Annotated in this window: 8 protein-coding genes; all 8 read right to left on the bottom strand. The window is 37.9% G+C overall.

Annotation, left to right across the window (positions count from 1 at the left end):
- Window position 1 precedes the first annotated feature (1 nt).
- Window positions 2-235 (bottom strand): hypothetical protein, encoded by a 234-nt coding sequence (locus MSBRM_RS00510; RefSeq protein WP_048120731.1) that lies wholly within the window; start codon window positions 233-235, stop codon window positions 2-4.
- Between the two features lie 221 nt (window positions 236-456).
- Entirely contained in the window at window positions 457-1560 is a 1104-nt protein-coding gene (locus MSBRM_RS00505) for an L-threonylcarbamoyladenylate synthase (protein WP_048120733.1), read from the bottom strand.
- Window positions 1561-1609: 49 nt separating this feature from the next.
- Entirely contained in the window at window positions 1610-2896 is a 1287-nt protein-coding gene (rbcL, locus tag MSBRM_RS00500; RefSeq protein ID WP_048120735.1) for a type III ribulose-bisphosphate carboxylase, read from the bottom strand.
- Window positions 2897-3536: 640 nt separating this feature from the next.
- The gene (locus tag MSBRM_RS00495) at window positions 3537-4649 is read right to left on the bottom strand and encodes a DUF1646 family protein (RefSeq protein ID WP_048120737.1); all 1113 of its coding nucleotides are present in this window, start codon (window positions 4647-4649) and stop codon (window positions 3537-3539) included.
- Between the two features lie 942 nt (window positions 4650-5591).
- Window positions 5592-6701: a DUF1646 family protein gene (locus MSBRM_RS00490; RefSeq protein ID WP_048120739.1), complete on the bottom strand. Its 1110-nt coding sequence runs from the start codon at window positions 6699-6701 to the stop codon at window positions 5592-5594.
- A gap of 1242 nt (window positions 6702-7943) precedes the next feature.
- Complete coding sequence (locus MSBRM_RS00485; protein WP_048154041.1) at window positions 7944-9053, bottom strand: DUF1646 family protein; 1110 nt, start codon at window positions 9051-9053, stop codon at window positions 7944-7946.
- A 1403-nt stretch (window positions 9054-10456) separates the two neighbouring features.
- Window positions 10457-10954: an Hsp20/alpha crystallin family protein gene (locus tag MSBRM_RS00480; RefSeq protein ID WP_048120745.1), complete on the bottom strand. Its 498-nt coding sequence runs from the start codon at window positions 10952-10954 to the stop codon at window positions 10457-10459.
- Between the two features lie 54 nt (window positions 10955-11008).
- Entirely contained in the window at window positions 11009-11536 is a 528-nt protein-coding gene (gene hsp20, locus MSBRM_RS00475; protein ID WP_048120746.1) for an archaeal heat shock protein Hsp20, read from the bottom strand.
- Window positions 11537-11656: the final 120 nt, after the last annotated feature.

Raw genomic sequence — 11656 nt, 5'->3', positions numbered from 1 at the left:
ATTACCTCTGCTTGCGAAGAGATCCAGATGCGAAAATACTTGAAATTGAAGTTATAAAAAGGACAAAAATACCTACCCAGAGAAGATAGCTCCCTACTTTCTCCATGCCCAGAACTGTTAAAAGTAGGCCCACAGCCAGAACTACAAGATTAATCTTGTTTATTTTTTTATTCTGATCTACGACTTTTTTGTAAGCCCGCTTTTTTTCCAGATTTTCCTTTTTCTCGGCGTTCAAAGTTCTTCCCTCTCAAACACTAACTAGATATTCAATTTTGCATCACAATTGAGATTAAACATTGTATTACAATTGAGATTAAACACTGTATTACAATTGAGATTAAACACTGTATTACAATTGAGATTAAACACTGTATTACAATTGAGATTAAACACTACATCGTAATCGAGCTTAAACGCTATATTGCAATTGAGATTAACACTGTATTGTAATTGAGCTTAAGCAACAATCTTTATTGAGGACGCTTCCCTCAGTCGGTTGATGAGAGCTTCCCCAAGCCCAGAACGGCTGAAGGACCCATCAGCCACGATTACATCCAGCCCGTTCTTATCAAGCGTTCTGAGTCCTTCAAAGAGTTTCCTGGCAGCCACGTCCGGCTCTGACCTGGACCCCAGCAAAAAGCACTCATCTGGGCCCAGATTTTTTAAAGCAAGGACAGGTGCAGTTTCCTTACTGGTTTCCTCACTGAGAAGAAGCCCAACTTTCTGCCCTTCGATTATGTAACTTTCAAGTAATTTGACAAGCTGACCCGAAACCGATTTACCTTCTCCTTCGACAAGCACAACCTTTGTATCAGGGATATAATGCCCATATTTCTGACCTGCCTTCTTTTCCGGCAGATCCGATTTATCCCCAGCTTCACCGCTTTTGTATCCGGATCTAACCTTTCCTATAATACTTTCAAGCTCTTCGAGACTTACGGCCCCAGGCCTGAGCACAACAGGTGGCTCAACAGTCATATCAATTACAGTTGACTCAAGCCCTATGGCAGCCTCCCCTCCGTCAAGAATTGCATCAATCCTACCTGCAAGATCCGAGATGACATGGGCTGCAAGGCTTGGACTGGGCTTTCCTGACAGGTTGGCACTGGGAGCAGCAAGAGGAGTGCCTGCTCTCTTTATTAATTCCAGAGGAACGCTGTGGTCAGGCATTCGGACTCCTATTGATTTTAGTTTTCCTGAAGTAATGTCGGGAACAATGTCGTTTTTCTCCAGGATAATCGTAAGAGGGCCAGGCCAGAAAGCATCCATTAGCTTGAAAGCGCTTTCCGGGATATTTTTTGTCACTCTCTCAACATCTTCCTTTGAGTGGACAAGCAGGCTAAGGGGATTTCCCGGAGGGCGCTTTTTTGCCTCAAAAATCTTCAGGACTGCCTCGGGGTTCAAGCCGTCAGCTCCAAGACCGTAGACTGTTTCAGTGGGAAAAGCTACAGTCCCACCACGCTTGATAATCGCTGACGCTCTTTCAAGGACGGAATCAAAATTTTCTTCGGAAACCCGAAAAACCAGAGTATTTACTTTACTTCCGTTTTCTGCCTGCACAGGGGTAAACTCCTTTTCGATTAGAATTTTCTGTAGCTAGTTCTCTGGCTTATTTCTTCAGCCACTTATTGATGGCGGCTTCAAGTTCTCTGTGGTTTTTCGCATATTCCTGCAAGCTAACTCCTTCAAGAGATGCTTCGAGTGCCTGCCTGCAAGCAGTGGCTCCGGCTGCAGTACCCATTGGATGAGCGTGAATACCACCACCGAATTGCATAATAACATCCCTTCCGAAGATAGTGTACAGGTCAGGAATCATAGTAGGGGCAAGCCCTCCGGAAGCAACTGGGAACATGGGCTTCAACCCTCCCCAGTCCTGGGCAAGGACGTGCTGGCTTTCATCTGCAGGCACATTATCTAGAACACATTCGTCACGGAGAGACAGAACCTCGTGTTTTTCTCCGTGCATCTTCCCGACAACCGTACCTATGTGAAGCTGGTCAAGCCCGATCAGCCTGCAGAGCTTGGCAACTACAAGCATGCTTATCCCATGGCGTGGGTTCCGGGTATAGGCTGAATGCATGCATCGGTGGGCGTGGAGAGCTAATCCTGCATCGCCTGCTTCTTCCCTCAGGGTCTGAAGTGCAGTCCAACCTACAGGTACGATGTCGATCATCGCATAGCTGGCACCCAGGTCTTTAAGGATATTCATGCGACGGATCATTTCCTTACAGGTAGGAGCAGTGATATTACAGAGATACATTTTACGCTCTCCGGTTTCAGATTCTGCCTTTTCTGCAAGCTTCAGGGTAAGTTCAGCTCTTTTTTCAAATTTGTTAAATTTCTGATCCGTAAGGTTCTCATCATCTTTAACAAGGTCGCAACCGCCTGCAAAGGAATTGTAAGCCACTTCAGCATGTTTTTCGGAAGTTAATCCAACTTTCGGCTTGACAATAGTTCCTATGAGAGGCCTGTCCTGCACACCTGTAAGTTTCCTGATTCCTGGCAACCCGAATCCAGGACCTTTGAATTCTCGAAGCATTGACTTCGGGAAAGCTATATCCTGGAGTCTGAGATTGTCAACAATTTTCATACTCAAGATATTTCCTGCAACTGCGCTGAGTACCTGCGGGACCGAATAAAGTTCAAAGAGCTCTTCCGAATAAGCTACCCTTACAGTCTGTGCGTCCTCGTCCACGTAAAAAACATGTGGCTTTAGCCTGGCTGCAAGTTCGGGACTAAGCGTGGCAATTTCAGTCCAGGAATCTATGGAGCTTTCCCCTGCCATATGAGTTGCAGCTTCTTCAAAATTCACTCCTGCTGACGGTTCGATATGGAATTCACAGATAAAATCGGTATCTTTTGGGCTGTAGCCCGTGTCTATATAATCCCTTCGCATTGTTTTCCTCCTAACTTAATAAGTAAACTCCAGATGGTAATTTCCAGAATAAATATATTAGAATACACTAGATAGAATTAAAGTCCTGATTGAAGGAAGTAACTTAACATAAATAAAAACTTGTTTATTTGAGGAATCGAAAAAAGTAGTACGAGTGTATCCTCTTCAAATTGAGTTAATAACGTAAAAAGAAACAGAAAAACAATAGAATTCAATTTCGACAAAACATAATAAACAAAATTAACCATAATCTTGAGTTATTTAATTAAAATAGTGAAGAGCAAAAAGTATTTTCTTCAAATTCAATGTAAAGTTTACTGACTATAAAAATTTAGTTACTTTTAGAGATAACACATAATCCATGTATACTGGAATAAGTTAATCCATGCATACTGGAATAAGTATGTGAATATTTGAATAATCACATATTTTAGAGTTGTGTTGTTCTAAAGAGTGCTGAAATCTTAGTGATTTTGCTCTCCACTTCGTGATTTAAGTTACATTTCAGGTTTATTTTTTAGATTCGGCTTAAATAAATCTCTTAGTACGTCCTTAAGGTTTTTTTTATTCGTTTGAGACTGTGACTAAGTTAAACTGCTGTACCAGGTAAAACTGTCGGTTAAACGCGAACATTTTACTATCAAATACCGAGTACGAACAGCAAAATGAAATATACGATCATCGAGACAAGTCCAAGAGGTAATCCAAGCCTTGCCCATTCCTTACTGGTTATACCCAATTTGCTCGCAGAGATGATATTCGGGATATTTCCTGGGATCAACATTCCACCTGATATTAAAAGTCCCATTAGTACACTTTTTATCTGGAATTCGCTGAGGACAGGCCCTATCTCAGCAGCTGCGAGAGTGGCATTATCAAGGACAGCAGAAACCATGTTAATCCAGTAGAGAGCCATAGACGGAACCTGAATAAAGTACTCGAAAATGATAGGTTTGAACCCTTCTCCGAGCAATACGAGTGCTGCAATAAACACATAAACCTTGACAGCCCTCATTACAACATCTTTTACAGTCTCGTTATAGTCTGCAACTTCCATTTCATGCTCTTTTGTATCGGCTTTTCCAAGAAAAAACATTCCAACGATACCATAAGCAAGGATACCTGGAATTATATATTTTCCTAGCATATTAAATAAGAACGTGAAATCGGCATGGTAAGGTGCACCGGATAATTTTGAGACCGCGACTGTCGAAAGAGGTTCACCAAGGGGAGTAAGCGCAGCTCCAAGTCCAATTGAAAAACATGCAATAATTGTCAGGTCTATCTTGGATTTTCGTGAGAGAGGCATCGCATTAACCACCTCAACGAGAATAATTGCTGCAAGAATAGCTGACATCACGCTTGAAGTAAATCCAAGGACGACAATCAGAATAAAGGCCAGAATCCTGACTGAAAGCATGTCAGTCAACTTTCTGATTGCCTTGTGAATCGGGGCATGCCATTTATAAATAATCAAGCCGACGACAAGCACTATCTGGAATATGCCTATTGGAATGCCGAATATATCCCCAACATGCAGCGGTGCAGTTACTGCCTCTTCGATTATCTTCAAATTCCATCCCGTCTCTACACCCGGAATCTTAGCAAAACCTGATAGGGACATTGCAAGCACTCCGCATATGAAAAGAAATACTTCCAGATTCTCTTCAATAACATGTATTTTAAAAGGCCCTAGCAATACGGCCAGGAATATCACAAGAAATCCAATTAAAACTCCTAGGTCAAGAGCCATTACTTTTTCCTCCTCTGGTAATTTTTAGATTATTGATTGCCTGGGGAGACTTATATGTAGGAAAATATTACAAAGCCTCGAATATATGGTCATTAAAATGACCTGCTTTATTATATATTAACCTATAATACACCATTCAATAATATATTTATTCCGTTCATACTCGATTTAACGTCCTTGAAGCTGAAAAAAATCAAGCTTACTCTACAGATTACTTTGTATGAAAATTGATATTCAAGCTTGAAGAAAGTGTTTCTTTACTTCGCAATCAACATTGCAAACCATATACAAGGATTATAAGCAAGTTGTCAAGGCTAATTTCCTTTAATAAAGTCAGCAGAAAAAGTAAGAAGGAAACAATAATCAGACTCTGGAGAAGTTTACTCCAGTTGTCATTCCAACCAGGGGATTTCGGAATCTATCTGGTAACAATTATAGAAAAATGCCTAATGAAATATGGATGGTGTTTAGAGAAATAATAATTTGAATAAAACGCACATGAAATTATTCTAAATTGCAGGCACAAAAATATGAAAGTACTTGAAAGCACTTTCATGCTAAACGGACATGATATTCTTCGAATAACAGGCAAAAAGAAATGAAAGTACTCTACTTTACCCTTTTTTGACTATTGATCTAGTCATTACCTCGGGTAGTAAAGTTGTCCTAACTATGGTTTTTCAAACCATCGTTAAACTGATGCAGTGAATTGTTGTTGAAGGCTTAGATGTTAGTAAGCAAAAATTAAAAAAGAGCATTGTGAGCCAGTTTTGTTCTGTACTTTCATATTAAATATAATAAAAGTGTAACTGATTCTTTAAAATTCTTGCCGTTTAAAGGGTATTATCGAGATTCGATTTCAAGATCCAGTGATAAATTTAAAAATAAAATTACTGGATCTTGAAACTTAATCCTATTTACAATGATGAGCAGATTTTAAGTTTAGATCCCAAGCACAAAGACAACGACGAAATAGATAGCCATTATGATAAGGCCCATGGGTAATCCAAGTCTTGCCCATTCTTTGCTGGTTATACCAAGTTTTCCTGCAGAGATGATGTTCGGGATATTTCCTGGGATCAGCATTCCACCTGAAACTAAAAGCCCCATAAGGATGCTCTTTATCTGTAGTTCACTCATAGCAGGTCCGATTTCAGCAGCTGCCAGAGTAGCGTTATCCAGAATAGCAGAGACCATGTTTACCCAGTAAAGTACCATGGAAGGTATTTTTATGAAGTACTCAACTATGATAGGCTTGAAACCATCTCCGAGAAATGTCAGAGCCATAATAAATAGATAGACTTTAACAGCTCTCATTATGACATCTTTCAAAGTCTCGCTATAATCTTCAGCTTTTGTCTGGACATTCATATCAACTTTTCCAAGGAAAAACATTCCAATAATACCTAAAACAAAGATGCCTGAAATGATATATTTACTCAGCATGTTAAATAAGAAATAGAAATCAGCATGGTAAGGCGCACCGGAAAGTTTTGAGATAGCGATCGTCGAAAGAGGTTCACCAAGGGGAGTAAGAGCAGCGCCAAGACCGATTGAGAAACATGCAATAACTGTCAGGTCGATCTTGGATTTTCGTGAGATAGGCAGTGCATTAACCACCTCAACAAGAATGATCGCAGCAAGAATGGCTGACATTACACTGGAAAATAGACCAAGCACAACAATAAGAACAAAAGCCATAACTTTAAGAGAAAGCGCTGCGGCTACTTTCCGGATTGCGTTTTGAATCGGCTCATGCCATTTATAGATAATCAAACCGACAACAAGCACTATCTGGAATATACCTATTGGAATACCGCCAATATTTAAAGCATTAAGCGGCGAAGTCAATGCTTCTTCAATTATTTCCATTCTCCAGCCTGTTTCTGTACCTGGAATTGTGACAAAACCCGAGATGGTCATTGCCCCTATTCCACAGATAAAAAGGAATACCTCCAGATTTTCCTCGATAACTCTTATTTTAAAAGGGCCGAACAATACGGCAATAAATATTACAAGAAACCCAGCTAAAATTCCTGGTTCAAGAGCCATTACTTTATTCCTCCTTTAATATTGTTTAACCACAAAGTCTGAATAACCTACTAATTTAGACCACAAAGTCTGAATAACCTGCTGTTAAACAGCGTTAGAGCCTAGAATGTTTTAGTCTTATAAAGACTTGCTCTATTTATTCTTTGGTAATATATTAGTCTTTAATATTCAATTTAATTTTTATATTTTTTACAAATAAAGTTTATTTACTTTTTAAAATGTACTTTACCAATAATGAATTTTTATTATATACAGAACTCCCTTTCGGTCCAAAATTCGGAGAAATCATATAGCTTCGAACTGTTTCATCTGTCAAGTAAACATATTAAACTGTTTTATATATAAAAGTAGACATTAAGTACAAAAATTTTAGTTCAAATTGAACCATAACCCATGATTTTCAATAATAACACAGATGTAGAATTTATTTACCTATTTGTCCCATAATATTTCTTAAGGATATAAAATGAATATTTAAACTGCTGCCAAGTTGAGAAAATATATGGTATTTTTGTGCATATATATGGAAAGATAGGAGAAAATGCAAAACAATGTATATTTTTTAACATATTCTTAGAATTAAAGATTCTGGTCATTTTTTCACGCTTTGCAACAGATTTCAAGTTCACACCCTTAGAGCTATTTCAGATTTCTGACTAGGAGCAAAAGCTTGTTCTTTGTTTTTTGTAATTAGGCAGCTTTTAGCTGGATAGTGAATTGCGTAGGTTTCTTAGAAAGAAGAATAAGTCCTATTATTTAAGAGAAAAAAGCGATTAAAGACTGAATACTTATTCCAAGAAAAATATAAAGAACTCAAGTTGAACACTGTAATAAAACTAAAAACAAAAAATTAGAAATCAGATATTTATGCCTGATCACGAGAATAGAAAAGTTGTAATTAAAACAGCACTGGAGAGCCGAATATAATAGTATATTCTTCAAATTCAAGGAGAGATTTCAATTAAAAATATGAGAACTCTGACAGATTTAAGAAGTTAAATCGATTCTTTTATGTGTTTTTCAATTACGTTTAATACCAACTACATAAGGGGACACCAAATTCTCAAATATCCAGAAAATCCTTGAAATTCGTTCCCATAGAATTTGAAGAGAAAGCTGTAAGATATAGTTTATACTTTTTTAAAAGTTGAATTCAGTTTCAAAACCCAATTGTTTAACACATACTTTCTTCACTGGATCCTGAAACTGAATTATAGTTATACTCATGAGCAATTTTTGAACTTAAACTCCAAGCACAAAGATGACGACAAAAAAGATAGCCATCGTGACAAGTCCCATTGGAATTCCAAGTCTTGCCCATTCTTTACTGGTTATACCAAGTTTACCTGCAGAGATGATGTTCGGGATATTTCCTGGAATCAGCATTCCACCTGCAACTAAAAGTCCCATAAGGATGCATTTAATCTGAATTTCACTCATAGCAGGTCCGATTTCAGCAGCTGCCAGAGTAGCGTTATCCAGAATAGCAGAGACCATGTTTACCCAGTAAAGTACCATGGAAGGTATTTTTGTGAAGTACTCGATTATGATAGGCTTGAAACCGTCTCCGAGAAACGTAAGAGCCATAATAAACAGATAGACCTTAATAGCTCTCATTATGACATCTTTCAAAGTCTCGCTATAATCTTCGGCTTTTGTCTGGGCATTCATATCAACTTTTCCAAGGAAGAACACACCAACAACACCATAGACAAAGATGCCTGGAATAATATATTTGCCTAGCATATCAAATAAGAACATGAAATCGGCATGGTAAGGCGCACCGGAAAGTTTTGAGATAGCGATTGTCGAAAGAGGTTCGCCAAGGGGAGTAAGTGCAGCGCCAAGTCCGATTGAGAAACATGCGACAACTGTCAGGTCGATCTTGGATTTTCGTGAGAGAGGCAGCGCATTAACCACCTCAACAAGAATGATTGCAGCAAGAATGGCTGACATTACACTGGAAAATAGACCAAGCACAACAATAAGAGCAAAAGCCATAACTTTAATAGAAAGTGCTGCGGCTACTTTCCGAATTGCATTTTGAATCGGTTCATGCCATTTATAGATAATCAAACCGACAACAAGCACTATCTGGAATATGCCTATTGGAACGCCGCCAATATTTAAAGCATTAAGCGGCGAAGTCAATGCTTCTTTAATTATCTCCGTTCTCCAGCCTGTTTCTGTACCTGGAATTGTGACAAAACCCGAGATGGTCATTGCCCCTATTCCGCAGCAAAACAGGAATACTTCCAGATTTTCCTCAATAACTTTTATTTTAAAAGGGCCGAACAGTACGGCAATAAAGATTACAAGAAATCCAGCTAAGATTCCTGGTTCTAGACCCATTAATTTTTCCTCCTTTAATATTTAGTATATAGTGGCCTATAGTGTTCACAGTAAAGTAAGCCTGTAGACTACGCTGTATACATTTGAACCCTCTAAACAGCCTAACGCCCTGTTTTAGAGGGATAAAATAGTCGATCAATACGTAAATGTAACAAGTATACTGTTTATTGATAAGTAAAATCATTAATTGTGAGCACTGTAGATTACAGAATTCCTGGAAATTAACTAATAAATTAGTTAATGTTAAACATTGAAAAGCCCCGAATTTTAGCTTTATAAAGGTCTTCAATATTTTTCCCATAGATTAATTCAATATCCGTGCTTATGAGAAAGATTTTCATTTGCTTCCCAATGGAAGCCCTTATCTTAGATGTTTTTGGCTCTTGAACAGGATATTTTTGATCTTATTTATGAGATAATGTTTTATCACCTCATAAAAGACAACAAATTTATTTCCATCACTTTTATCTTTCTTACTCGCATAATATTGAGTTCCTCTATTGAGATATTCTCTACATTTTCGAAATATACATGGTTATCCAGTACCTTATGCACAAGACTTATTTCGGTCTTAGAGTAGAAGAATCAAGTTTCTCTAGCCAGAGAATGCCTTGAGCTTTCGTCCTCGACTACACATACTTTTATTATTTCGGGACTACAGGTTTCCTGTTAAACAATCATGCGTATATATTTTTTGCTTTTGTTCATGCCAAAAGTACAACTAATTGTACAATAGTCCATAATTATAAAATTTATGACATAAAGCCACAAATTTTTTAGTTTTGTTTTTTACAACCAATCGAATCATTTTTATACTATTTTAGGGAACGCTTTATTTTATTAGATATATATTTTTTAATTTATAATATGATGCTTTGGTTTTAGATCGTATGTTGAAAGCCTCAATATCCAGATTAAGAAATAGAGGGTATTGATATAGAGTATGAAAAGATATTACAAAAGAGCATTATATTAATATGACAAAATCAAAATAAGGGCAACTCATAAAATAAGACACAAAATAGTAAAGTGAAGTTAAAAACAAGAAGGGCAAATAATATCAAAGTTATTAAAAGAGTACGCATATAAATAGGATATACAAATAGTATGCATTGAAAAATTCAACTTCACTTTAGACAACAGAGTTGGTTACTTTTTGTCTATAGAGAGTTCTGCACACTATCTGCTTTTAACTACTATTCGACGTGTGATTATCAGGACTTAAGACTGATCTTTTCCAATTACAATTTTCAAACCGTTTTTCATTAACTAATATTCGACGTGTAATTATCAGGACCTCAGACTGATTTTTCCAACTACAATTTTCAAAACATTTTTCAGTATATTTTTGTAAACTCTTCACTTAGATTTTCAACTCACTCAGCCCTTCAAGTCCGTTTACGTCAGTTAATTTCGATTTCAACGGGCCTTTCTTCAGTACAACGCTTGAAAGTAACCTCAAGTACTCCATTTTTATAGCTGGCTTTTGCACTCTTAGGATCCACACGGGCAGGAAGCTCTATGTCCTGAGAGTATTCGGAAGCTCCAAGAATCCTGATTTCAAGATTTTGAGCAGTCGCATGCAGAAGGAGATCTTCCTTTTCGATTTCCGGGATTTCTGCAAGTACGTGTACTAATTCTTCGCTTTCAAAGATATCAATTAAAGGGTCTCTTATTTCGGAGGGGAATAGAGTTTCTTCATCCTCAGAATTTTCCGAAACATTTCCAAACTCTCGGAGTTCGGGGTCTTCCCCCGGGCGACGAATGATAGAAAATCCGTATACGAAGGGGACGGACTCTCCCATATCTTCCAGGAGGGCTTCGATCATTTCTTCCAGGTTGTCAAAAAGTTCAGATCCAAACTCTTCAAAGAAATCCTTTCTTTTTCTTATGCCCACCATTATTACCTCTGCTTTTCCTCGTGCTGTTACACCTGCAGTGCAATTCCCAGTAAGTCACTCAATATTTATTGAGGTTCGGGAACTGGATTCCAGCCTCTTAAAGGTAACTTCCAGCACACCATTTTTGTATGTAGCTTTCGCACTCTGGGGGTCAACCTTTACGGGCATTTCCACACGTTCGGAATATTTTGGATTCCCATCTATTGTTTCGATGTCAAGTATTAAATCAGTTGCGTTTAGTCTAATATTTTCTTTCTCGATGCCCGGAACCTCGGCAATCACATGAACCTCCTCTTCGGTTTCCAGTACATCAATCAGGGGCTTTCTTGTATCAAGAGAACTCATTTCTTCGGTCTCAGTATGCTCAAACATAGGAATATTCCCGAATTCACGGATTTCAGGCTCTGCTCCTGGCCTCTGAGTTAAAGAAAATCCATAAATGAAAGGGTCCTGACCAAAATTTTCCATATTCATACCCATTGCCCTGCTAAGGCGTTCGAACATTTCGTCCACGTCCTTAACCGGATCAATTCCAAAGATTTCATCGAAAAAATTTCTCCTTTTTTTACTGTCTCTGTCCATATAATTACCCCGTTATTAATATATCTATTTATAAATCGTTATTAAGTAAATAGCTCAAATCAGCAGTATAAATCAGTCATTGTTTCGTTTCAGTAGTCCCTGAATTTATCAAATCAACAG

The organism is Methanosarcina barkeri MS, assembly GCF_000970025.1.
In the GTDB taxonomy this organism is placed as follows: domain Archaea; phylum Halobacteriota; class Methanosarcinia; order Methanosarcinales; family Methanosarcinaceae; genus Methanosarcina; species Methanosarcina barkeri.
Note: the sequence above shows the minus strand (reverse complement) of the source record. Positions and strands in the feature narration are given on the sequence as shown.